General features: G+C 61.9%; 21 protein-coding genes. 11 read left to right on the top strand and 10 right to left on the bottom strand.

What is annotated here, in order from left to right; genetic code table 11:
- Window positions 1–3 precede the first annotated feature (3 nt).
- From pstC to efpL, 3 genes are all read right to left on the bottom strand, one after another.
- A complete protein-coding gene (gene pstC, locus J3364_RS14935; protein ID WP_407944046.1) occupies window positions 4–996 on the bottom strand; it encodes a phosphate ABC transporter permease subunit PstC in 993 nt (330 codons plus the stop codon).
- Between the two features lie 175 nt (window positions 997–1171).
- The gene (gene pstS / locus J3364_RS14930) at window positions 1172–2236 is read right to left on the bottom strand and encodes a phosphate ABC transporter substrate-binding protein PstS (RefSeq protein WP_349559110.1); all 1065 of its coding nucleotides are present in this window, start codon (window positions 2234–2236) and stop codon (window positions 1172–1174) included.
- Between the two features lie 277 nt (window positions 2237–2513).
- Window positions 2514–3080 (bottom strand): elongation factor P-like protein EfpL, encoded by a 567-nt coding sequence (efpL, locus tag J3364_RS14925; RefSeq protein WP_123635681.1) that lies wholly within the window; start codon window positions 3078–3080, stop codon window positions 2514–2516.
- A 174-nt stretch (window positions 3081–3254) separates the two neighbouring features.
- Here efpL and J3364_RS14920 point away from each other — a divergent pair, with 174 nt between their 5' ends.
- Entirely contained in the window at window positions 3255–4151 is an 897-nt protein-coding gene (locus J3364_RS14920) for a ribokinase (protein WP_349559109.1), read from the top strand.
- Between the two features lie 65 nt (window positions 4152–4216).
- Here J3364_RS14920 and J3364_RS14915 read toward each other — a convergent pair whose 3' ends face one another.
- Both J3364_RS14915 and J3364_RS14910 read right to left on the bottom strand, forming a co-directional pair.
- Window positions 4217–4786: a porin family protein gene (locus J3364_RS14915; protein ID WP_502882518.1), complete on the bottom strand. Its 570-nt coding sequence runs from the start codon at window positions 4784–4786 to the stop codon at window positions 4217–4219.
- A gap of 99 nt (window positions 4787–4885) precedes the next feature.
- Window positions 4886–5998, bottom strand: a complete 1113-nt coding sequence (locus J3364_RS14910) for a mechanosensitive ion channel family protein (protein ID WP_349559107.1) — start codon at window positions 5996–5998, stop codon at window positions 4886–4888.
- A 270-nt stretch (window positions 5999–6268) separates the two neighbouring features.
- Between J3364_RS14910 and J3364_RS14905 the strand changes: the two genes are divergently transcribed.
- The 5 genes from J3364_RS14905 to J3364_RS14885 all read left to right on the top strand — a co-directional run bounded on the left by J3364_RS14905 (window position 6269) and on the right by J3364_RS14885 (window position 13614).
- Window positions 6269–7207, top strand: a complete 939-nt coding sequence (locus tag J3364_RS14905) for a metal-dependent hydrolase (protein WP_349559106.1) — start codon at window positions 6269–6271, stop codon at window positions 7205–7207.
- A gap of 47 nt (window positions 7208–7254) precedes the next feature.
- Window positions 7255–8790 (top strand): flavin-containing monooxygenase, encoded by a 1536-nt coding sequence (locus J3364_RS14900; RefSeq protein ID WP_349559105.1) that lies wholly within the window; start codon window positions 7255–7257, stop codon window positions 8788–8790.
- 206 nt (window positions 8791–8996) lie between these two features.
- Window positions 8997–11828, top strand: a complete 2832-nt coding sequence (locus J3364_RS14895) for a xanthine dehydrogenase family protein molybdopterin-binding subunit (protein ID WP_349559104.1) — start codon at window positions 8997–8999, stop codon at window positions 11826–11828.
- Between the two features lie 26 nt (window positions 11829–11854).
- Window positions 11855–12400: a (2Fe-2S)-binding protein gene (locus J3364_RS14890; protein WP_349559156.1), complete on the top strand. Its 546-nt coding sequence runs from the start codon at window positions 11855–11857 to the stop codon at window positions 12398–12400.
- A gap of 2 nt (window positions 12401–12402) precedes the next feature.
- The gene (locus tag J3364_RS14885; protein ID WP_349559103.1) at window positions 12403–13614 is read left to right on the top strand and encodes a c-type cytochrome; all 1212 of its coding nucleotides are present in this window, start codon (window positions 12403–12405) and stop codon (window positions 13612–13614) included.
- Window positions 13615–13659: 45 nt separating this feature from the next.
- Here J3364_RS14885 and J3364_RS14880 read toward each other — a convergent pair whose 3' ends face one another.
- Window positions 13660–14556, bottom strand: coding sequence for a DMT family transporter (locus tag J3364_RS14880; protein ID WP_349559102.1), 897 nt, complete (start codon window positions 14554–14556; stop codon window positions 13660–13662).
- Between the two features lie 110 nt (window positions 14557–14666).
- On the opposite strand from J3364_RS14880, the gene J3364_RS14875 reads away from it, so the two are divergent.
- Complete coding sequence (locus tag J3364_RS14875) at window positions 14667–15575, top strand: LysR family transcriptional regulator (protein WP_349559101.1); 909 nt, start codon at window positions 14667–14669, stop codon at window positions 15573–15575.
- Here J3364_RS14875 and J3364_RS14870 read toward each other — a convergent pair.
- Window positions 15549–16475 carry an AEC family transporter gene (locus tag J3364_RS14870; RefSeq protein WP_349559100.1) on the bottom strand — a complete coding sequence of 309 codons (927 nt, stop codon included), beginning with the start codon at window positions 16473–16475 and terminating at the stop codon, window positions 15549–15551. The genes J3364_RS14875 and J3364_RS14870 overlap by 27 nt on opposite strands.
- Before the next feature lie 107 nt (window positions 16476–16582).
- Here J3364_RS14870 and J3364_RS14865 point away from each other — a divergent pair, with 107 nt between their 5' ends.
- From J3364_RS14865 to putP, 4 genes are all read left to right on the top strand, one after another.
- A complete protein-coding gene (locus J3364_RS14865) occupies window positions 16583–17470 on the top strand; it encodes a LysR family transcriptional regulator (RefSeq protein WP_349559099.1) in 888 nt (295 codons plus the stop codon).
- Entirely contained in the window at window positions 17457–17927 is a 471-nt protein-coding gene (locus tag J3364_RS14860) for a DUF6942 family protein (RefSeq protein ID WP_349559098.1), read from the top strand. The genes J3364_RS14865 and J3364_RS14860 overlap by 14 nt, the downstream gene beginning before the upstream one ends.
- A gap of 75 nt (window positions 17928–18002) precedes the next feature.
- Window positions 18003–18848 (top strand): DUF72 domain-containing protein, encoded by an 846-nt coding sequence (locus tag J3364_RS14855; protein WP_349559097.1) that lies wholly within the window; start codon window positions 18003–18005, stop codon window positions 18846–18848.
- Window positions 18849–19203: 355 nt separating this feature from the next.
- Window positions 19204–20697, top strand: coding sequence for a sodium/proline symporter PutP (putP, locus tag J3364_RS14850; RefSeq protein WP_349559096.1), 1494 nt, complete (start codon window positions 19204–19206; stop codon window positions 20695–20697).
- Between the two features lie 68 nt (window positions 20698–20765).
- Here putP and J3364_RS14845 read toward each other — a convergent pair whose 3' ends face one another.
- The 3 genes from J3364_RS14845 to J3364_RS14835 form a co-directional block, all read right to left on the bottom strand.
- Window positions 20766–20972 (bottom strand): YjfB family protein, encoded by a 207-nt coding sequence (locus J3364_RS14845; protein ID WP_349559095.1) that lies wholly within the window; start codon window positions 20970–20972, stop codon window positions 20766–20768.
- A 138-nt stretch (window positions 20973–21110) separates the two neighbouring features.
- The gene (locus tag J3364_RS14840; RefSeq protein ID WP_349559094.1) at window positions 21111–21329 is read right to left on the bottom strand and encodes a tautomerase family protein; all 219 of its coding nucleotides are present in this window, start codon (window positions 21327–21329) and stop codon (window positions 21111–21113) included.
- 47 nt (window positions 21330–21376) lie between these two features.
- Window positions 21377–22114, bottom strand: a complete 738-nt coding sequence (locus J3364_RS14835; protein WP_349559093.1) for an SDR family oxidoreductase — start codon at window positions 22112–22114, stop codon at window positions 21377–21379.
- Window positions 22115–22211 lie beyond the last annotated feature (97 nt).

Below are 22211 nucleotides of genomic sequence, written 5' to 3'. Positions count from 1 at the left end.
AGGTTAGCTCGCCTTCCCTTCTTTGGCTTTGAGACGGATCAGCATGACCTTCGCGATGGCAAGCACGATGAAAGTCAACAGGAACAGCACCAGACCAAGCGAGATCAGCGAGGACGTGTAGATCTCGCCGGCCGCCTCGGTAAATTCATTGGCCAGTGTGGAGGAAATCGTGTTGCCAGGCATGAACAGGGAGCCGGAGACGTTGTGGGAGTTGCCGATAACAAACGTGACCGCCATGGTTTCGCCCAATGCCCGGCCCAGTCCCAGCATGACGCCGCCGACAACACCGATCTTGGTGTACGGCAGCACCACCTTCCAGACCACTTCCCAGGTGGTCCCGCCCAGACCGTAGGCGGATTCCTTGTAGACCGGTGGCACGGTTTCAAACACGTCGCGCATGACCGCAGCCATGAACGGGATAATCATGATGGCCAGGATCAACCCGGCGGTGAACATGCCGATACCCATCGGTGGGCCCTGGAACAATGAGCCGATCAGTGGCCATCCACCCAGGTTGTCGGTCATCCAGGGCTGGACGTTTTCAGAGAACCACGGGGCGAACACGAACAGGCCCCACATGCCGTAAATGATACTGGGCACCGCCGCCAGCAGCTCGATCGCCACGCCAATGGGGCGTTTGAGCCAGACCGGCGCCAGCTCGGTAATGAACAGCGCGATGCCAAAACTGACCGGCACACCAATCAGGAGCGCCAGCAAGGACGTCACCAACGTGCCGTAGATCGGAGCCACCGCGCCATAGACGTCGGTCACCGGGTTCCAGTCGTTGGTGGTCAGGAAATTGAAGAAGCCGTATTTTTCCAGGGCCGGCCAGGCCCCAACCAGCAGCGTGACGAACACGCCGAGAACAGAGAGCGCCACCAGGAGGGCGAAGAACTGGGTCAGACCGCGGAAGGCCTTGTCGGCCAGATGCCCGGAGCTGCCGGACCGGGTGTCCGTTGTCGGGACCGAACCGTCTGTTGTCAGTTCTGTGCTCACACCGTGTCCTCCATTGATCCGACCGTTGGGCCGGTGAGTAAGCGACCGTCTTTCAAGGTGTCGCTGATTGCAAAAAAACGCACAGGCCCCTCGCGGTGACCTGTTGCGTTCGTGGTGACGAGACCGGGCGGCGCTTCCACGCCCACCCGGTCCTGTCGCGGGTCAATTCACCCGATCAGTTGGACATGCTCACAGTCCACACATCTTTGCCATTGGAGCCTTTGATCTCCTTGGCCCAGGTCTTCTCGACCAGCTTCACAACGCTGTCCGGCATCGGCACGTAGTCCAGCTTGTTGGCCATGTCGTCGCCGTTGGCGTAGCTCCAGTCGAAGAACTTCAGGACCGCCTGGGTCACTTCCGGCTTGGACGCCTGCTTGTAGACCAGGATGAATGTGGCACCGGTGATCGGCCAGCTGTTGGCACCCGGCTGGTCGGTCAGGACCATGTAGAAGCCATCTGCGTGGGCCCAGTCGGCGCCGGCAGCAGCCGCCTGGAAGTTTTCAGCGGTCGGCGACACGTAGTGGCCGTCGTGGTTTTCCAGCTGGGCGTAAGCCATCTTGTTCTGCAGGGCGTAGGCGTACTCGACGTAGCCGATGGAACCGTTGATGCGGTCAACGTAGGACGCCACACCCTGGTTACCCTTGCCGCCAACACCGGCCGGCCACTTGACGGCTTTCTCGTTGCCGATCTCGTTTTTCCAGTCGCTGGACACCTTGCTCAGGTAGTTGGTGAAGATCCAGGTGGTACCGGAACCGTCAGAGCGGTGAACCACGGTGATCGCCTTGTTCGGCAGATCCAGGTCCGGGTTCAGTTCAGCGATCTCGGAATCGTTCCACTTCTTGACCTTGCCCATGAAGATGTCGGCCAGTGCTTCGCCGGACAGCTTCAGGTCGCCGGCGTCGATGCCGTCGATGTGGACAACCGGTACCACACCGCCCATGACCATCGGGAACTGCATCAGGCCAATTTCGTCCAGTTTTTCCGGAGTCAGCGGTGCGTCGGACGCGCCGAAGTCCACGGTCTTGGCAGAGATCTGCTTGATGCCGCCACCTGAGCCGATGGCCTGGTAGTTGAACTTGACGCCGGTTTCCTTCTGGTAGGCACTGGCCCACTTGCCATACACCGGGTACGGGAAGGTGGCACCAGCGCCTGAAATTTCGTTGACGTCCGCCGCAGCGGCCGTGCTCAGGGCAAATGTTGCCGTTGCAACCATCAGGCCCCGTGAAATCAGCTTGAGCATTGTTTTCTCCTTGAATCGGTTTTAAAGGACGCGTTTTTCGCAGTACTCGTGCTGTGAGTCGGAACCAGCTTGGTCAGATCGTGTGACAGTATGGTGACGGCTATATGACAGAAAGATGACACCCCGGGTCAGCAGATGACCTAGAGCATTTGACGACAGGTTTTGGGTATTGCCAGGACAGATTTTGTCGAAAAATCAGACGTTCAAAGAGGCGAGCGAGCAAACAGGAGGGAGTGGCCCCGGCCAGAACCGGGGCCTGAAAACAGGACCAGCGGCGTCAGGCCCGGCTGAGGAACTTGCGCTCTTCCACGTTGATCTTGATCCGATCACCGGTGGAGATATGCTCGGGCACCTGCACCACCAGGCCGGTGGTCAGGCGGGCGGGCTTGGTCCGGGCCGTCGCGGAGCCGCCCTTGACGGACGGATCGGTTTCCTCAATGACCAGTTCCACGGTCGGCGGCAATGCCAGTGACACCGGCGCGTCGCTGACCAGGATCACCATCAGGCCCTGCGTCTCTTCGCTGATGAACAGCAGTTCGTCGGCGATGGCTTCGCGATTCAGGCTGTACTGTGTGAAGTCCTCCGAATCCATGAAGACGTACTCCTCGCCGTCGGCGTAGGAAAAAGTCGCCGGACGACGGACCAGGTCGGCCAGGTTCAGCATGTCCGAGTCCTTGAAGGTCTCGTCAATCTTGTTGCCGGTGACCACATCGTACATGCGCATCCGGTAGAGGCTGCCTCCGGCCCGCCCCTGGGGGACGGAGCGCTCGATGTCCTTCACGAAATAGACGTTGCCCTGGTATTCAACGGCGGAATTCTTCTTGATCTCACTGGCTCTTGGCATGGGTCGGTTCCGTAAAAAAAAGAAATGTGCGCTGCCGATATACCATGACGGCCGGCCGTGCGCGAGTGATTCCACCTCATCAGGGCATCCGGACGACATCAAAACCGGCCATTGCCTCTGCGCGGCAAACACCCCACCATCGGGCTTTCCGGCCAGCCATAAGGACACGCTGTCATGACCATCTACAACCTGGGCTCGATCAATCTGGACCATGTCTACCGGGTTAAGCATTTCGTCAGGCCGGGAGAGACTTTATCGTCAGCCGATTATCAGGTCCTGCTCGGTGGCAAGGGAGCCAACCAGTCCATCGCCCTGGCCCGGGCCGGCGCCGCCGTGAAACACATTGGCGCCATTGGCGAGGCCGATCCGTGGGTTATTGATCCGTTGGCCGAAGCCGGCGTCGACACAAACGCCGTGGCCCGCCTGAACCAGGTCAGCGGCCATGCCATCATCCAGGTGACAGGCGACGGGGAAAACGCGATCCTGATCTACCCCGGAGCCAATCGGAGTCTGACGCGGTTTCATATCGAAAACGCGCTGGCCGACGGCAAGGATGACGACTGGCTGTTGCTACAGAATGAAACCAACGGCCTGGCGGAGGCCATAGACCTGGCGGCAAGTCGCGGGATGCGCGTCGCCTTTAACCCGGCTCCGATGGTCCGCGAAGCGGTCAAACCGCTGCTGGAAAAGATAGACCTGCTCATCGTCAATGAAGTCGAAGCGATGGACCTGACGGGCAGCACCACCGTCGAAGCCGCCGAAACCCGGCTGCAGGCCGAGTATCCACACCTGCAGATCCTGCTGACACTGGGCCGGGCCGGTGTCGTCTACATTGGCCCGGACGGACGGCAGCAGGCGCCGGCCTTCCCTGTCGATGCCGTCGATACCACCGCGGCCGGCGACACGTTTATCGGTTACTGCCTCGCCGCCCTGGCCGCCGGCCAAACGCCGGACGTCGCCTTACGTCGAGGCAGCGCCGCGGCCGCCCTGTGTGTCACCCAACCCGGAGCCGCCACGGCCATTCCTGAGCAACAGGCGGTTGACGCGTTTCTGGCGACCTTCGGGAGATAGGAAGGAAGGGAGAGAAACCGGGACCACCGGCGACCGAAGCGCCGCCCGGCATCACACTTGCGAGATCAGAATGTGTAGGCGGCGCCTACCGAGAAGTAATCGATATCGAAGTTATCCTGATCGTAGCGTTCGTATTCTGCACGCACCTGGAAAGAAAACAGCGTAATACGGGCGCCCACGCCGTAGAGCGGGTCGGTTCCGTCATCGTCGCCGATGATGTCCGCGTCGCTGTCCCAGTTGATCACACCAACCTTGCCAAACAGCCCGACCGGGCCCAGTTTGAACCCCGCCAGACCGGCACCGGTCCAACCGGTCACGTCGATGTCGTTGCCACCGACACCGCCGATATCCCCGCTGAAGTTTCCGAAATCGACGTAGGCCCCTTCCACTGCCAGATCGACCAAGGGCACCAGCCCGAAGTTGTAACCGGCAAAGATCTTGTAGCCGGCGTCATCGTCGTCAAAGTCGATCTTGCCGTAATCCGGGTCGTCTTCATCGTAATTGAGCTGGGCCGAGCCCAAGGAAGCTCCCACGTAAACACCGCTATCACTGCCCGCGTACGCCACACCGGAGAGGAACAGAAGAGGGACTGCCAAAAAAGAAACAGCAGATATGGATGGAATGGAACGTGTCATGGTCTCAGCCTCCCTAGCTAAAGACACATCCCCCAAAATCTAGCCCCGTTAAAGACGCTTGTCGAAATAATGTCAATTAAAGTTGACGTGAGTACTTATTTACCGGCCATCCGCCTCAAAACGGTCATTGATAACCGATCCATCACCGGACTCCGTCCCGCTCTCAGACGCCACAAGCCTCGCCCGGACCCGAGGCAGTTGCTCGGGATAGTGCTGCTGGATATACGTCACCAGTCCCTCACGAATGATGCAGCGCAACTCCCAGCTCTGGCTGGAATCCGGCGCACTCATCAGAAAGCGGATCTGCATGGCCTGGTCGCTCGAATCGGTCACCTGGACCAGCTCCACATTGCCATCCCACTGCCGGGTTGTACGCAGCAAACGACCGAACTCCTCCCTCAACGGCTCGACCGGCATGGTGTAATCCACCCAGATAAAAACGGTCCCCAGCATATCGGCCGTGTTGCGCGACCAGTTCTGGAATGGGTTTTCGATAAACCACTGCAACGGCACGATCAGGCGCCGCAGATCCCAGACCCGCAGCACGACGTAGGTGGCAGTCACCTCCTCCACCCAGCACCACTCGCCCTGAACGTAAAGCACGTCATCGATCCGGAAGGGCTGGGTCAATGCGATCTGCATCCCCGCCAGCAGGTTGCTGAGCACCGGCCGTGCGGCAAAGCCCAGGATGATGCCACCCACGCCCGCCGAAGCCAGCAGGCTGGCGCCGAGCTGACGAACGGACTCGAACGTCATCAGCGCCGCGCCCAGCCCTATAATAACGATCAACACGTTCAGGCAACGCACCAGGAATCGGGTTTGCGTCTCCACTTTCCGGGCCCGTTTCCACTGCCCTTCCAGCACCGGATTCAGGTGGACGATCACCTCCCCAATGGCCGACGTCAGACGCACCGCGGCCCAGGTCAGTGCCAGGATCAACAGCAGCGTCGCCATTTGCTGGAAGCCGGGCAGCAACGGAAGATCGTCGGGAACGGCGTTGAGCATCCCGTTGAGCACCAGCAGGCAGGACACGACACCCAGCGCCCGGGCGGCGGCATCGAGGAACAGGCGGGGAACGGTTCGGGAATCGGTAAAGTGGCGAATCAGGGCGAGTGACAGGCGGTAGGCCACATAGGTGGCTGCCACCGCCGCCAACGCGGTCAGGCCCGGCAAGAGCCATGCCTGCAGACCAGTTTCCAGAGCTTTCAGCATGACCGGTATCCGAGAACCATGTATTGCAAAACTAACCCATGAACCCGGTGAGCGAAAGCATCCCGTCGGCGCCGGGCTCACAGAATCCGAACAAGCGCTCAACTAACCACCCCGGACGGACGCCAACCCCCGCCCTTTCCCGTCCGGTGGTCCGAATTGAATCCGAACAAATGACAAAACTAACCTGTTAGCAAGGGGTTAGCTGCCTAATGAGCCTTTTGGGGCAAGGCGGCCACCCCATTCTCATTGCATCAAAGACAGGTTATTCCGATGACAGCCGCAGCACTCAAAATGCCGAATAGCGCCCAGGCCGGGAACGCCGCCGAGCAGCCCACGATCCCCATTCGCCACATGAACTTCGGGTTCGACGGTCAGGGCGTGGACATCAGCTTCTACCTCAACGCCGAATTGGCCAGCGGTTATTTCTCGGCGCTGTCGATCTTCCTGACGTACGGCGAAGACCTGGTCATCGAGACCGCCCGTTACCACCGGGACTTCCTGAAGGACCCGGTACTCAGGCAGCGGGTGATCGCGCTGATTGGCCAGGAAGCCCTGCACTCGAAAGTGCACGAGGAATGGAACGACATTCTCAAGCTGCATCGTTACCCGGTGTCATTCTACCGGTTCCTGGCGCAGAACGTCTTCGACTACGGCTTCCGCCGCTTCCCGCAGCCGCTGAAGCTCTCGTTGATGGCCGGCATCGAGCACTTCACCGCCGTTCTCGCGGAATTCTTCATGAAGCACGAGGACTACTTCTTCGAGTCCGACGACGAGAAGCAGCGCGCCTTGTGGATGTGGCACATGCTGGAAGAGTCCGAGCACAAGGACATCGCCTTCGACGTCTACGAGACCCTGAACGGCAACTACGCCCTGCGGGTCAGCGGCTTTGCCATGGCCCTGTTCACCATCTGGTTCCTGGTGGCCCTGGGCGGCGTCGGCATTCCGGTGCTGCGCCGGCCACGCAACCTGTTCAGCCGTCGCTTCTGGAAGGATGCACGGCGCAGCGTCGGGCTGATCATGGGCCGCAAGGACGGCATCTACGGCAGCACCCTCGGTCACGTGTTCGACTACCTGCGCCCGGGATTCCACCCCAACGACCACGACACGTCCGAATACCTGGCCTATTACAAGGAGCGCCTGCTGAACCCCGAGACCGGGCTGCTGGCCCCCTATCTCGTCAAAGAAGTGGTTCCGCCCGTCCGCGCCTGATGCGACGGGCAACCGACGGTCCCCACAAAAAGCGATAGCCAATAGCGATGAATACACCCTCTGTTTACGACACCTATATCGTGGGCGCCGGCATTTCCGGGCTCGCAGCCGCGATCAAGCTCAAGAAAACCGGCTACCACAATTTCAAGATCATCGAGAAGGCCGACCGAGTCGGCGGCACCTGGCGGGAGAACACCTATCCGGGCTGCGGCTGTGACGTGCCCTCTTCGCTTTATTCCTATTCCTTTGCGCCGAGCAGCCGCTGGAGCCGGCTGTTTGCCAAACAGCCCGAGATCCTCGAATACCTGGAAACCGTCAGCGACGACTTCGATGTCACGCCCCTGATCGAATTCAACTGCGAGCTGGAACAGGCGGTATGGGATGAGGACCGGCACCTCTGGTGCCTGGACACCAGCAACGGCCAGTACCTCGCGAAAGCCGTGGTGTTTGCCACCGGCCCGATCACCGAGCCGCAAACACCGCCCATTCCCGGACTGGAAACGTTCACTGGCAAGATGTTCCACTCCGCCCACTGGGATCACGACTACGACCTGACCGGCAAGCGCATCGCCGTGATCGGGACCGGCGCCTCGGCCATCCAGTTCGTGCCCCGGATCCAGCCGAAGGCCAAGGAACTGCATGTGTTCCAGCGCACCGCACCCTGGGTGCTGCCCAAACCGGACCTGCCGTTAGGTGAGGCCGCCAAACAGGCGATCGAGCGGTTCCCGGCGATCCAGCAGGGCTGGCGCAAGGCGGTGGCCGGCTCACTCAACGCCATCAATTTCGGATTGCGCAACCCGAAGGTCCTGAAGCCGATCAACGAGGCCGCCAAACAACTGCTGAAATTCCAGATCAGCGACCCGGCCCTGCGCAAGGCGGTCACGCCGGACTTCCTGCTCGGCTGCAAACGCATCCTGTTCGCCAACGACTACTACCCCGCCCTGCATGCAGACAACACGTCGCTGATCCCAAGCGGCCTGGTGGCCGTCGACGGCAACACGGTGATCGCCGCCAACGGTGAGCGCCGGCAGGTGGACGTGATCATCTGGGGGACGGGCTTTGACGTGTCGCATCCGCCCATCGGCAACCGGGTCTTCAACGACAAGGGCGAACGCCTGGCGGACCTGTGGAGGGACAGCTCGCCGGAGGCCTACCTGGGCGCGACCATCGAGAACGTGCCCAATGCCTTCCTGATTCTCGGTCCTAACGTACTGGTCTACGATTCGTTCATCCGCCTGGCCGAGGCCCAACTGGATTACATCATCGACGGGCTCTGGAAGATCAAGCGCCGATCCATCAGCAAGCTGACGATCAAGCGGAAGGTGCTGAAAAAGCACAACCGGAAGGTCCAGAAAAACCTGCAGACCACCGTCTTTAACGCCGGCGGTTGCAGCAGTTACTACCTGGACCAGAACGGCCGCAACTTCGCCGCCTGGCCCTGGTCTTTGAAAGCACTGAAGCGGCGACTGAACGTCTTCGAACTGAAGGACTACGACCTGGCTTATCGTAAGCACACAGGCACCCGACCGACCAAACGTCCTGCCAAATCGAACGCCCGTGTCCGGGAAGAAGCGTTCAGCTAACGTCTACCCAGTGAAGCGGCGGGTTGCCGGCCACGGCCCAACCCGCCAATCCGGATTTTTCAACGGTCTTCTCCCCTGCGTGCACTACCCTTATCCAAGGGCCCGCTTGCTTTGCATTCTCCAAAGGCGGCCGCACAAACCTGTGCAGACGGTCAGGTTTTAACTATAGTGGTCTCCTATCATTTGCACCGATGAAGGATCTCGGTATGTCCAGATCGCACATATCCCGGCGCGCCTTTCTCAAGGGCAGCGCCATCGCCGGTGTGACAGCCTACCTCGCACCCTTTGGCAGCGACGCCTTTGGCGCCCTGTTCGAGGAGCGGGTCCTGTCACCGACCCGGGAAGACTGGCAGCTGGCGGAAAGTACCATGCGCTTCCGCCTCGACGGCATCGCCAAGGTGACCGGCAGCAAAGTGTTTGCCCGGGACATCCGTGCGAAAGACATGCCGCACTGGCCAGACCAACAGTCCCATGCGTTCATTATCCGCGCCACACGCTGCGATCACCGCTTCGAGGACATCGATCTCAGCCGCCTTGAGAAAGCGGGGTTGATGCCGGACCGAATCGTGACCGCCGAGGACATGGCCCGCGACCAGATCGAAGTACCGCGCTTCTTCGGCCCTGAATTCTTCCTGCCCAAGGGCGAGACGCCGCTGTATCTGGGCTACCCGGTGGCCATGCTCATCTACCACGATTTTCCCCGCTACCGGCTGGCCAAGAACCGCATCCGCTTTGCCGACGATGTGGTGGTCTACGGCGACCAGACCCCGCTGCCGGAAAAATCTCCCTACGGCGCGTTCCGCTACATCCGCGTCGGCGGCGACACGCCGTTTGCCGAGGACACCTTCTCCGCCCTGCAGGAAACCGTGCTCTACCCGGATTTCCGCAAGCGCCACCCGGTCTGGCCCGAGGCCCTGGAAAACGGCAAGGACACCGAAAAGGCGATGTTCTATGCCAACCAGCTGAAGGACAAACTGGACAACGCCCCCGACGACTGGCTGGTGTTCGAGGGCGAATACCATTCCCAGTACACCGACCATTTTGCGATGGAGGCGGACAACGCCAACTGCTGGTTCGACCGGGACAAGGGCGACATGCACGTGGTCTGTGGCACCCAGTCCCCACAGGAACTGGTCAACTGGATGCCGGAGCTGCTGTCCAAGAGCCGCTTCAACAGCCAGCGCTTCTTCCTGCATCCGGCCTACACGGTGGGTTATGGGTCCAAGGACGCCACCATTTTCCCCTACTACGGGCTGATTGCCGCCCTGTATGCCGACGGCAAGCCGGTGCGTCTGGCCAACGACCGCTACGAGCAGTTCCAGGCCACCATGAAGCGCCATCCCTTCACCATGAAAAACCGGCTGGCGGTGGACCGCAAAACCGGTAAGTTCCAGATCTTCAAGCAGGACCTGACCGCCAACGGCGGCGGGCGCGCCAACTTCTCCAACTCCGTGGCCTTTGTCGGCACCACGGCGGCGCAGTCCATCTACTACATGCCCAACAGCGACCTGACGGCCACGGCGATCTATTCCCGCATGCCGGAGGCTGGCTCGTTCCGCGGCTACGGTACCATCCAGAGCATGTCCGCTACCGAACTGATGGTGGATGAAATCGCCGGCCAGCTGAAGATGGACCCGATCGAGCTGCGCCTGCGCAACGTGTTCAAGAGCGGCATGAAAAACACCCAGGGCGCGATTCCGGCCGGCCACCTGCGTGGCGAGGAGATCCTGCACAAGGCCCGGAAGCACGCCATCTGGACCGGCCGGGAAGACCGCAAGCGGACCTACGAAGCCCAGAATCCCGAGGAACATTACGGGGTGGGCTTTGCCTGCGTGCAGAAGGACTTTGGTCACGGTGCCGAATCCGCGTTCTCCGAGGTCCGCCTGACGCCGGAAGGCCGCATCGAACTGCGCAACACCGGCGCCGAGATGGGCACCGGCTATTCCACCGGTCAGGCCGCGGTGGTCGCCACCTGGCTGGGACGCGCGGCGGATCAGGTGCGCACGGCGGAGATGGAATGGGACGACATGCAGATGTACGAGACCGCCAGCCCGTACTTCATGTCCCAGGACGAACAGGACAAGGCCGCCCGGGATCCGCGCTGGACGCCGTTGCTGTTGCAGGCCTCGAGCGCCAGTAACTCCGCCTACTATTTCTCGTTCCCGACGCTGGAGGCGGCCAGGGTGATCTTCCGCCACGGCCTGTGGCCCGCCGCCGTCGACTACTGGCAGCGCGGCATCGGCGGCGGTCAGTCAGCGCCCTATGTGGTACGGGAAGAGAACGCCCGTTGGGAAGGCGGTCATCTCACCGCTCGGGGCATGGAACCGCTGTCGCTGGAATTCCTCGCCAAGCGCGCCCACGAGATGGGGCTGGTGACCGGCGCCATCACCCACGCCTTCAACCGCTGGGAGTGGTCCCGGGCCGACTACGACATCAACGGCCGCACCGAGAACCTGCCGCTGGATGGCCTCGCCGTCCAGTACGGCCAGGGCGCGTCCGACGAGGAGAAGGCTCTGATGTCCAGCAAGCGCGGCTATCACCTGCTGACCCGCAAGAATCTCTACATCCCGCCGACCCAGCGCAATAACGCCGGCGTCACCTACTACAGCGCCTGCGGCGCACTGGTGGAACTGGCAGTGCACAAGGGCACGGGCAAGGTCTCGCTGCTCAACCACCATACGTTCCTGGAATGCGGCAACGCCATCGTCGAACAACTGGTGTCCGGCCAGATCCAGGGCGGCGCGGCCATGGGCATCGGCCATGCCCTCTACGAGGAAATGCCGCTGTACGAGGACGGTCCCGGCAACGGCACCTGGAACATCAACCGTTATCACGTGCCCCGGGCCAGCGAGGTCGCCGTCTGGCAGCAGACCTCGGAAATCCTGCCGCCGCTGTCGCGCACCGATCCGCCCAAGGGCATCGCCGAGGTGGTGATGATCCCCATTGTCGGCGCCATCGGCAACGGCATCGCCCACGCGACCGGCCACCATTTCCGCAGCCTGCCCATCACGCCGGACAAGATCCGGGAGGTCCTATGACACCGGAGGAGCCCAACACAATGACGATTTCGACGCGGCCGCTGAAGGTGACCATCAACGGCGATGCCCAGCCGGTGGAAGACATTCCCAAAGAGCTGATGATGCTCGACTACCTGCACGAGTACCGCAACCTCACCGGCACCCGCTTCGGCTGCGGCCAGGGCATGTGCCGGGCCTGCACCGTGATCGTCGACAACCCGGACGGCAGCAGCGAGGAGGTGCGCACCTGCATCACCGGCGCCCACTTCTTCGACGGCAAGGCCATCCGCACCGTGGAAGGACACGCCCAGCGGGACGACGCGGGCGAGGTCAAGGCGCTGTCCACCGTGCAGCAGCAGTTCCTGGAGCATTTCTCTTTCCAGTGCAGTTACTGCGCACCGGGATTCGTCAACGCGGCGACGGTGCTGGTGGAACGCCTGCAGCGGGAGCCGGTGCCGCGGTCACAGCTGGAGGACACCATCAGCGAAGCGCTGGAGTCCCACATCTGCCGCTGTACCGGCTACGTGCGCTATTTCGAAGCCGTCCGCGACGCCGTACTGAAGACACCCGGCACCACCACGGGGAGGAGCTGATCATGCGTTATCGCAGCGCCCTCACAACGTTGTTCGCCCTGTGCCTGGGCACCACCCCGGCCTGGGCGGCCGGCGCCGACAAGGACACCCTGGAGCGGGGCCAGTACCTGGTGCGTGCCGCCGACTGCGCCGCCTGCCACACCCGCGAAGACGGCACCCCCTACGCCGGCGGCCGCCCGATCGAGACACCGTTCGGCACCGTCTACGGCACCAACATCACCCCGGACAAGGAGTTCGGCATCGGCGACTACAGTGCCGACGCGTTCTATCACGCGCTGACCGAAGGCGAACTCCCGGACGGCACCCAGCTCTACCCGGCCATGCCTTACACGGCGTACCACACGATTCCCCGAGAGGACTCGGACGCCATGTACGCCTACCTGATGAACCTCAAGCCGGTGAACATCCAGGCGCCGGAAACCGAACTCAGCTGGCCGTTCAGCATGCGCTGGACGCTAAACTTCTGGAACGTCATGTTCGCCGGTAAAGACGCCCGGGACAGTGACGGGCAGTCCGACACCTGGAAACGCGGCCAGTACCTGGTGGATGTGCTGGGTCATTGCGGTGAGTGCCACACCCCGCGCAACAGCCTGGGCGCCGTGGACCGGGACAAGCATCTGCAGGGGGCGGTCATCGGTGGTTACGAGGCTCCCGACCTGAACGCCAAACCACTCGCGGAGCGCGGCTGGACTCCGCAAGCCCTGCGCACCTTCCTGCGCGAAGGCATGAGTGAGCAGGGTTCCATGTTCAGCGAGATGTACCCGGTGTTCCATCACAGCACCCGCCACCTGCACGATGAAGACCTGAAGGCCATGTCCGTCTACCTGATGGGAGACACCCCGCCCGAAGCGACGGTGGTGAAGGCCAGCGACACCCAACAGACCGACAGCGCGGGGCGCCGGCACTACCTGAACGTCTGCGCCGGCTGCCACGGTGCCGACGGCGAGGGCATTCCCCATGTGGCGGTCGCCATGAAAGGCAACACCACCCTACGCCTGGACAGCGCCCGCAATCTGGTGAAGGTGATCCACGACGGCATCGGTGCCCAGTCGTTCAACGGTTTCGAGCGGATGCAGGCGATGCCCGGCTTTGCCGACCAGCTCAGTGATGCCGAGATGGCCGAACTGGTGAACTACCTGCGCCAGACCTGGGGCGGTCAGGACCGTTCGATAGACGCAGCTACCGTTAACGAGCTAACCGGCAAAGGTCATTAGGCGCCCGCAAGCTTGTGACCGACGCGTGATGCGAACCGCCTCGCATCACGCCCGCCGGAGCTGATACACCCCGAACAGGACCAGCGCGGTGCCGGCCATCTGCACCCAGGTGATGGGTTCCGCCAGCAACAGCCAACTGAAGAAAATCGTCATGATCGGCCCCAACATGCCCACCAGGACCGTCGGCCCGGCGCCAATGCGCTGAATGGCACCGGACTGGAAAAAAATCGGCATGACTGTGGAAAACAGCGCCATGGCCGCGCAGTAGCCGTAGATCGGCAATGGCTGAATCAGGTCACGGACGGGGTTCACCGCCAGGAAGTGAATCTGGGCTGCGACGATCGACACCACCAGTGCCAGCACCGAGAACCGGGCCGCCCCCAGTTTGGTGATGGATACTTCCGCAAAGGCGTTGTAGCACGCGTAAGATACCGCCGAGGCGAACACCAGACCCGCACCGATCCAGGGCGCACGACTGTCTTCCGCCAGTTGCGTGTCACTGACAAACACCAGGCTGACGCCGGCATAGCACAGCACCAGGGCGGCGACCAGCTTGGCGCTGACGGGTTTGTTCAGGAACAGCAAACCGATCAGGATGGTGATGGTCGGGTAGGTAAACAGGATGACCCGCTCCAGCCCTGCCGAGATATATTGCAACCCCAGGAAGTCCAGGATCGAGGCGCCGTAATACCCTGCCAGCCCCAGAAAGATCAGCAGCATCCAGTCCCGGACACCCAGCGTCGGACCATTGCGCAGGTAGGCCCAGCCGCTGATCAGGAACAGCGGCAGCGAGAAGATCATCCGCAACGACAGCAACGTCACCGCGTCGACCGGCGCCGCCTGGTAGGCGAGTTTGACGAAAATCGCCTTGAACGAAAAACCGAAAGCCGCCAGCACCGCCAGCCCGATACCCAGTTGCCGGGGAGAAACCTGCCTACGCATCAAAACCACTCGCCCTTCGAAGATTCAAGAAATTGAATCATATGACTCACGAAACACTGATAGAATTGCGTTTTCAGCACACGAGCCTTCGTTTATTTCGAATCCTTCTCATGAAATACAACCTGACGGATCTACGACTGTTCATTGCGGTGGCCGAATGCCGGAGCCTGACCCACGGTGCCGAACGCGTGTTCCTGGCGCCCTCGTCGGCAAGCCACCGGATCAAGATTCTGGAGGGCTCGCTGGGCACTTCCCTGCTGCAACGCAAGGCCCGGGGCGTGCAATTGACGCGGGCCGGCGAGATTTTCCTGCGCCACGCGCGGCAGGTGTTCGCCAAGCTCGAGCAGATGCACTCCGACCTGGCGCCCTATGCCGAAGGCATCCAGGGACATGTGCGGCTGTGGGCCAACACCCATGCCATCCACAGCTACCTGCCCAACGATCTGGCCGCGTTTCTCAGTCAGCACCCGCAGATCAGCGTGAACCTTGAGGAGCAGACCAGCGGTGACATCCTCGCCGGCGTCGCCCGGGGCGATGCGGAAATCGGCATCGTGGCGGAGCACGACGATCACCAGGACGTGACCCTGGTGCCCTACCGGGAAGATCGGTTGGTGTTGATCACGGCGCAGGGACACACATTGGACGACGCCCCTGCCCTGTCATTCGAGGATGTATTGTCCGAACCGTTCGTCATGCTGCACGCCGGGTCGGCCATCCATACGTTCACCATGAACATGGCTTCAAGCCTCGGTGCGCATCTGAACGTCCGGGTGCAGGTGAAGAGTTTCGAGGCGGTATGTCGCATGGTGGCGGCCGGCGTGGGGATCGGGCTGGTGCCGCGGGAAGCGGTGAAGCCGTTTGGCCACCAACCGCTCGCGCTCATCGAAGTGAAGGAAGACTGGGCCCAAAGGGATCTGAAGATTTGCACCAATCCGCGCGTCACACCCTCGCCGTTCGCCCGGGCGCTGATCGACCACCTGGCGGCCGCCCGGTCACCCCAGCCAGTACAGACAGAGTGACAGCGTGACCACCGAACCCACCGTCGACAGCAGGACGCTGCTGGCCACCACCGAGGCTTCACGGCGGTAATATTCCGCCAACATGAACGGGCCGGTTCCGGTGGGCAGCGCACTCAGCAAAAGCGCGGCCTTGGCCCAGAGCGCCGGCAACTGGAAAACGTAGCTGGCCAGCACCCACACCAGCAGCGGGTGCACGATCAGCTTGATCCCCACCAGACCCGCGGCCCCCTGCGCCCGGCCCCGTTCGCGGTGGGCCAGGAAGGCCCCCAGGGAAACCAGGGCACAAGGTGTCGTGGCAGCCCCCAACATATCCAGGAAGCGACTGGCGGCCTCCGGCAGCGCCAGCCCCGAAGCCGCCCAACCGGCGCCCAGAATCGGCGACACCACCAGCGGGTTCTTGACCAGCGCGACGAGCACCTTGCGCACGGCGTGATAGACCGACCCTTCGTTCTGCAGCCCCACCTCCACGCAGACAATGGCCATGGAAAACAGCACACAGACCACGATCAACGTAGCCACCAGCGCCGGCTCCAGCCCCTCATCCCCAAGCACCAGCACGCAAAGCGGAATACCGATGTAGCCGGTATTGGCGTAGGAGGCACTCAATCCATCGATGCTGGCATCGGCCAGGTGCCGCTCACCACGCCACCGATAGAGCACCGTGATCACGAAGACAAACAGGGTGCCGATACACACCACCGCGATAAAACCGGGGTGCCAGATGGCATCCAGTGAGGCGGTCGCCGTGGCGGTGAAGAGCAGCGCCGGCAGGCAGAGCCAGACCACGAAGCGGTTGAGTTCCGAAGCCGCCGTTTCGCCCAGGCAGCCGGTTCGCCGGCAGACGTAACCGGCCAGGATCAGCCCGAAAATGGGCAGCAACACGTTTACAACAGCCGTCATTGGCAGGCTCGCACGAGGGGTTCGAAAAGACGGTTAAGACTACGCCTGGCCATCGATACCGTCTAATGCTATAAAAATAATCCACTGATACCTATTCAGCATCGCTTATGGATATCCGCCAGCTTCGCAGCTTCCTGGTCCTCGCGGACACGCTCAATTTTCGCCGGGCCGCCGAGCGCCTCAACATCACCCAGCCGCCGTTGAGCCGGCAGATCGCCGCGCTTGAAGAGAGTATCGGCACGCCGTTGTTCTGGCGGCACTCCCGTTCAGTGGGCCTGACGCCGGCCGGCGAGCAATTCCGGATGGATGTCAGCCGGCTGCTGGACGACCTGGACGTTGCGGTCCAATCTGCCCGGGCGGCCGCCGAAGGCGAGCGCGGCACACTGACGATCGCGTTCACCATGTACGCCGCCTGGAACATCCTGCCGGAACTGGTCGCCTCCTTTTCCGACGCCTATCCCGACGTGGCACTGGCCCTCGACGAAACCCTGCCCCGGGACCTGCACGCCGCGCTGGTGAACGGCAGCGCCGATGTGGGCATCAGCTTTCCGCTGCGCTTTGCCCACACACTTCAGTACCGCCCGCTGTTCCACGAGCCGTTGTGCGCGGTCCTGCCGGAGACACATCGGCTGGCGGAAGACACGATCGTGTCGGTGGGTGATCTCGCGCCGGATCCGTTCATTACCTTCCCGGGCACTACCGCGCCGGCCCTGCACGAAGCCGTGACCGCCTGCTGCCGACTGTACGATTTCGAACCCAACATACGGGTGGAGGCCCACCTTCAGCAGACCATCGTCAACCTGGTGGCCAAGGGACTGGGCGTGGCACTGGTGCCGAACTCCATGCGCCGCATGCAACTGGCGGGAGCGGCGTTCCTGCCGCTGGTCGAATCCCCGCAGGTGGAACAGGGCGTCTACTGGAACGCCGACAACCCCAATCCCTGCCTGCATCGGTTTATCGAAGGACTGGAGACATCGCAACATGTCGCGGACTGACTACCTGGGACCGGCCCACCCAAGCCTGGTCCTGTACCTGCCTCACAGGCCAAACGGACTGTCTCAACTGGTCGATCAGCCCAGCGCCGGCGACCTGATCGCCGCCAACTCCAACCACTGGCGCAAGATCGTCACCCTGCTGGCCAAAATGGCCAGCCCCGCCGCCGGAGACTGGCGAGCGTTCCGGGACACCGGCCTGTTCCGGCAAACCGCGCTGTGCTTCGCCCCCGAACTGATCGGCGAACCGACCTGGCACTGGATTGGCGGGAAGGACAACCTGCAGCGATTCAGGACACTGGCCCACAACGCCGAACCGCTCACCGATTGCCCGGAAGTGGCCGTTGATCCCGACAGGAAGCTCCTGCTAACGCCCTACCCGGATTACCGCCAGCTCAGCAACGCGGTGGTGGAACAGATCCGCGGCGCCCTGAGTGAGCATGCGTTCTACCCACCATGAGCCCCTTCCCGGGTCGATCCTGCCGGCCATATCGGTAGAATAGTCTGCCAACCTGGCCAGCTTCGTGACGCTCCCATGACACGCCCGTATTACCTCGGCAGCCCCCAATGGTCCGATCCCAAGTGGAACACCCAGCTTCCCGCCGGAGGCAGCCCGCTTGAGCGATACAGCCAGGTTCTCAATACCGTGGAGGGCAACACCACCTTCTACGCCACGCCCAGCCTGGCCCAGTGCGCCCAGTGGCGAACGCAGGTGCCGGAGGACTTCCGGTTCCTGTTCAAATTCCCGCGGGCGATCAGCCACGACCCGTTGCTGGCCGGACCAACTTCCGAGATCAACCAGTTCCTGGACATCATTGCGCCGCTGGAGGACGTACTGGGCCCGTTCCTCCTGCAGCTGCCCGCTGCCTTCGGGCCGGAGCACCTGGATCGGTTGTGGCGTTTTATCGACGCGCTTCCCGAGCCGCTGACCTGCGCGGTCGAGGTGCGCCATGCGGCCTATTTCAGCAAAGGGGACGCCGAAAAAAGCCTGAACCGGGGGCTGCGGGAGCGACGGATTGCACGGGTCTGTCTCGACAGCCGGGCGCTGTTCAGCGCCCAACCGGAGAACGACATCATCGTGGATGCCCAGCGCAAGAAGCCGAAGGTGCCGGTTCATGTGCTGCCGGTCGAGGCACCGCCGGTAATCCGCTACGTCGGTCATCCGGTCCTGGAAGCCAACCGCCCGTTCCTGCAGCCCTGGGTGGAGAAGGTCGCCAGCTGGATCGAAGGTGGTCAGCGGCCCTACGTCTTCATGCACATGCCGGACAACGGCGATGCGCTGTCGCTGGCCGCGCTCTGGAGTGAATTGCTGCAGGCTCGCCTGCCCCAACTGGAGGCGCTCAACCTCGACGCCGAGCAGCCCCAGATGGGCTTGTTCTAGCCGCTGGGAGAACAAAGACGACTGACGTCAGAAACACGCTTTCAGACATCAATAGCCTCACGAATCCATGTCAACGGGCCCTGAAACAACCCGCCCCAAGACAACTTAGATCATATTTGCCAACCCGTTGGCATTGAGCAAACGGCCTCTTGCGACTACAACTATAGAGGACACAACCATTTACGAACGCTTGCCGAGGACGTCGCTTCATCGTTTATCGGGATGAACTCACTGACCACACGGATTGTCAGACGTCGTTCTGCGGGCCTATCGAATGGGACGACCACGCGTGCACTGAACAGCTGGCGCATTAAGGGGCCGGGGCGGACCGGCCGAATAATAACTGGAGGAACTCATGGCAATAGGTGTCTGGATCAGCTTGCTACTCTATTTTGTCCTCATGCTCGCCATCGGCTTTTATGCCTGGCGTAAATCCACGTCTTCATCCGAAGAATACATGCTGGGCGGACGGCAGCTCAGCCCCGCGGTAGCGGCCCTGTCCGCCGGTGCCTCGGACATGAGTGGCTGGCTGCTCCTGGGCCTGCCCGGGGCCCTGTATGCCACCGGGCTGGTTGAAGCCTGGATTGGTATCGGCCTGTTTGTCGGGGCTTTCATCAACTGGATTGTGGTGGCACCCCGACTGCGCGAACAGACCGAACGCTACGACAACAGCCTGACCATCCCCGAGTTCCTCGCGAATCGCTTCCCGACGAAAGCCATGGCGCTGCGCACCGTATCGGCCATCGTGATCGTGGTGTTCTTTGCGGTGTATACCGCTTCCGGCCTGGTCGCCGGCGGCAAGCTCTTCATGAGCGCCTTCGGGTCGCTCATCGACTCCTCCGTCATCAGCGACTACTCCATCGGGGTCTGGCTGACCCTGGGTATCGTCCTGACCTACACCGTCATCGGTGGCTTCCTGGCGGTCAGCCTGACCGACTTCGTGCAGGGCTGCATCATGATGCTGGCCCTGATCATCATGCCGGCAGTGGTGCTGTTTGGCAGCGGCGGCGGTGGTTTTGACCAGGCGTCGGAAACGCTGGCTACGGTCGATCCCAACTTCCTGTCGTGGACGAACGGGCTCACGTTCGTCGGCTTCCTGTCGGCGGTGACCTGGGGGCTGGGTTACTTTGGCCAGCCCCACATCATCGTGCGGTTCATGGCGGTCCGAACGGTTGAAGACGTCCCCAAGGCCCGGAACATCGGCATGACCTGGATGGCCATTTCCCTGATCGGCGCCATCAGCCTGGGCATCTTCGGTCGCGCCTACGCGGTTCGTAACGGCCTGGATGTGGGCGACTCGGAAACGATCTTCATCGTGCTGGCCGACCTGCTGTTCCATCCGCTGATCACCGGCTTCCTATACGCCGCCTTGCTGGCCGCCATCATGAGTACCATCTCCAGTCAGCTGCTGGTGTCGTCGTCCTCGCTGACCGAAGACTTCTACCGCCTGTTCCTGAACAAGGAAGCGTCCGACAAGGAGAGCGTCCTGGTCGGCCGGGTCTGCGTCCTGCTGGTGGGCATCGTGGCCGCCTTCATCGCCAGCGACCCGAACTCCAAGGTGCTGGGTCTGGTCAGTAACGCCTGGGCCGGTTTCGGTGCCGCCTTCGGGCCGCTGATGATCCTGTCGCTGACCTGGAAGCGCATGTCGGGTGCTGGCGCGGTAGCCGGCCTGATTGTCGGCGCCCTCACCGTCATCATCTGGATTTCGCTGGGTCTGAACGGCAGCTTTATGGGCGGCCCCGGCGTCTACGAGATCATTCCGGGCTTCATTGCCGCCTGGATTGCCATCTACGTGGTCAGCCTGGCGACCCAGTCCGACGGCGAATTCCGGCCCCTCGAAAGTCGATAGTAGTGGCGTAAAAAAGCCCCATGGTGCGCAAGCGCCATGGGGCTTTTTCTGTCCGGCCAAACGGGACACTAGACACGAATATCAACCTGCCCGCCAATGTTCGGATTGGCGCTTGTCGCTGTCACAGGCGCATTGGCCGTCACGCTCTCCAGCAACTGAAGCGCGCCCGCCTGGGCCATGTCCTCGGCGGACTTCAACACACGGATCTGCACCTGCTCCTGCAATCGGCTCTGGCTGAGCTGGGTACTGAAACTGGCGATGGAAGTGACATCCATGATTGACCCTCAATGCGGTACCGTCTCGACCAACCTTAGATCGATGGCCGTGTCGCCACGCTATCACTTTCTCGGGGGTCGACGATAGCGCTCCGACAACGTCATATGGCCTCGAACATCATGTGGCACTGAACCCGCTCACGACGACGGTTTCGCAAGGCCCATTTTCTCCAGCGTCAGGGTTTCGTCGGCACGCCCCCAGCCGCCATCATTCACCTCCTCAACAAGCACCATCGTGTAGGGTCGAACCTCCTCGCCGAAATACTCGACAAACATCTCGGTCGTGCGATGGATGATCTCTTCCTTGCGGACGTGATCCAGAATACCTTCGGGGAATTTATAATTGGCAAACGGCATGGTTATCTCCTTCTATTTAGATTGTGGTGGTCCTACAGACCGGAATATCAGGCCATGCCACCGTTGGCGCGCAGAACCTGTGCATTGATCCAACGCCCCTGGGGGCCGGCGAGGAAGGACACCACATCGGCGATTTCCTCCGGCTCACCCAGGCGCTCCATGGGGGACCTGGCCGCAATCGAATCGATCTGTTCCTGGCTTTTGCCTTCAAAGAACAGCTCCGTCGCCACGGGCCCCGGTGCCACCGCGTTGACGGTAATCCCCCGTCCACGAAGCTCGTTGGCCAGGACCCGAACCAGTCCTTCCACACCGGCTTTACTGGCAATGTAGGCGCCATAGGCCGGAAAGGACTTGGCCAATACGCTGGATGAGAAGGCGATGATGCGACCGCCCTCGCCGAGGGTTTCAGCCGCCTTGGCCATCACCAGCCAGCTACCGCGCAGGTTGACCGACACCATGCGGTCAAGCACCTCGACGTTCTGGGTGGTCATGGTTGCCGGTGCCATCACACCGGCGTTGTTAACCACCACGTCAATGCGCCCAAACGCTTCCAACGCCTGGCTGAAGAGTCGATCGACGTCGGCTGCATCCGCCACGTCGCCCCGGACGGCCATCGCCCGACCACCGCGGGATTCAATGTCAGCCACGACTTGTTCGGCCAGCCGGACATTACCGGCGTAATTGACCACCACGGCAAAGCCATCGTCAGCCAGTTGGATCGCCACAGCGCGGCCGATACCGCGGGATGCGCCGGTAACAAGCGCGACAGGTTGGGTATTTGTCATGTCATGGACTCCTGCTGTTGAATGGATGAGTCCATTATTGGCATTCCAGGTATGCGGATAAATCAGCTAATCTGTCATGACTATTCACTCGGAATAA

Origin of the sequence: Marinobacter sp. NFXS9 (assembly GCF_040148665.1) — a bacterium.
GTDB lineage: Bacteria > Pseudomonadota > Gammaproteobacteria > Pseudomonadales > Oleiphilaceae > Marinobacter_A > Marinobacter_A mangrovi.
This window is presented reverse-complemented; position numbering and strand designations above follow the sequence as displayed.

Bases quoted from the DNA above. Each gene is read 5' to 3' on its own strand.
- pstS (WP_349559110.1), bottom strand. From the start codon at position 2,236: ATGCTCAAGCTGATTTCACGGGGCCTGATGGTTGCAACGGCAACATTT.
- efpL (WP_123635681.1), bottom strand. From the start codon at position 3,080: ATGCCAAGAGCCAGTGAGATCAAGAAGAATTCCGCCGTTGAATACCAG.
- J3364_RS14920 (WP_349559109.1), top strand. From the start codon at position 3,255: ATGACCATCTACAACCTGGGCTCGATCAATCTGGACCATGTCTACCGG.
- J3364_RS14915 (WP_502882518.1), bottom strand. From the start codon at position 4,786: ATGACACGTTCCATTCCATCCATATCTGCTGTTTCTTTTTTGGCAGTC.
- J3364_RS14910 (WP_349559107.1), bottom strand. From the start codon at position 5,998: ATGCTGAAAGCTCTGGAAACTGGTCTGCAGGCATGGCTCTTGCCGGGC.
- J3364_RS14905 (WP_349559106.1), top strand. From the start codon at position 6,269: ATGACAGCCGCAGCACTCAAAATGCCGAATAGCGCCCAGGCCGGGAAC.
- J3364_RS14900 (WP_349559105.1), top strand. From the start codon at position 7,255: ATGAATACACCCTCTGTTTACGACACCTATATCGTGGGCGCCGGCATT.
- J3364_RS14895 (WP_349559104.1), top strand. From the start codon at position 8,997: ATGTCCAGATCGCACATATCCCGGCGCGCCTTTCTCAAGGGCAGCGCC.
- J3364_RS14885 (WP_349559103.1), top strand. From the start codon at position 12,403: ATGCGTTATCGCAGCGCCCTCACAACGTTGTTCGCCCTGTGCCTGGGC.
- J3364_RS14880 (WP_349559102.1), bottom strand. From the start codon at position 14,556: ATGCGTAGGCAGGTTTCTCCCCGGCAACTGGGTATCGGGCTGGCGGTG.
- J3364_RS14875 (WP_349559101.1), top strand. From the start codon at position 14,667: ATGAAATACAACCTGACGGATCTACGACTGTTCATTGCGGTGGCCGAA.
- J3364_RS14870 (WP_349559100.1), bottom strand. From the start codon at position 16,475: ATGACGGCTGTTGTAAACGTGTTGCTGCCCATTTTCGGGCTGATCCTG.
- J3364_RS14865 (WP_349559099.1), top strand. From the start codon at position 16,583: ATGGATATCCGCCAGCTTCGCAGCTTCCTGGTCCTCGCGGACACGCTC.
- J3364_RS14860 (WP_349559098.1), top strand. From the start codon at position 17,457: ATGTCGCGGACTGACTACCTGGGACCGGCCCACCCAAGCCTGGTCCTG.
- J3364_RS14855 (WP_349559097.1), top strand. From the start codon at position 18,003: ATGACACGCCCGTATTACCTCGGCAGCCCCCAATGGTCCGATCCCAAG.
- putP (WP_349559096.1), top strand. From the start codon at position 19,204: ATGGCAATAGGTGTCTGGATCAGCTTGCTACTCTATTTTGTCCTCATG.
- J3364_RS14845 (WP_349559095.1), bottom strand. From the start codon at position 20,972: ATGGATGTCACTTCCATCGCCAGTTTCAGTACCCAGCTCAGCCAGAGC.
- J3364_RS14840 (WP_349559094.1), bottom strand. From the start codon at position 21,329: ATGCCGTTTGCCAATTATAAATTCCCCGAAGGTATTCTGGATCACGTC.
- J3364_RS14835 (WP_349559093.1), bottom strand. From the start codon at position 22,114: ATGACAAATACCCAACCTGTCGCGCTTGTTACCGGCGCATCCCGCGGT.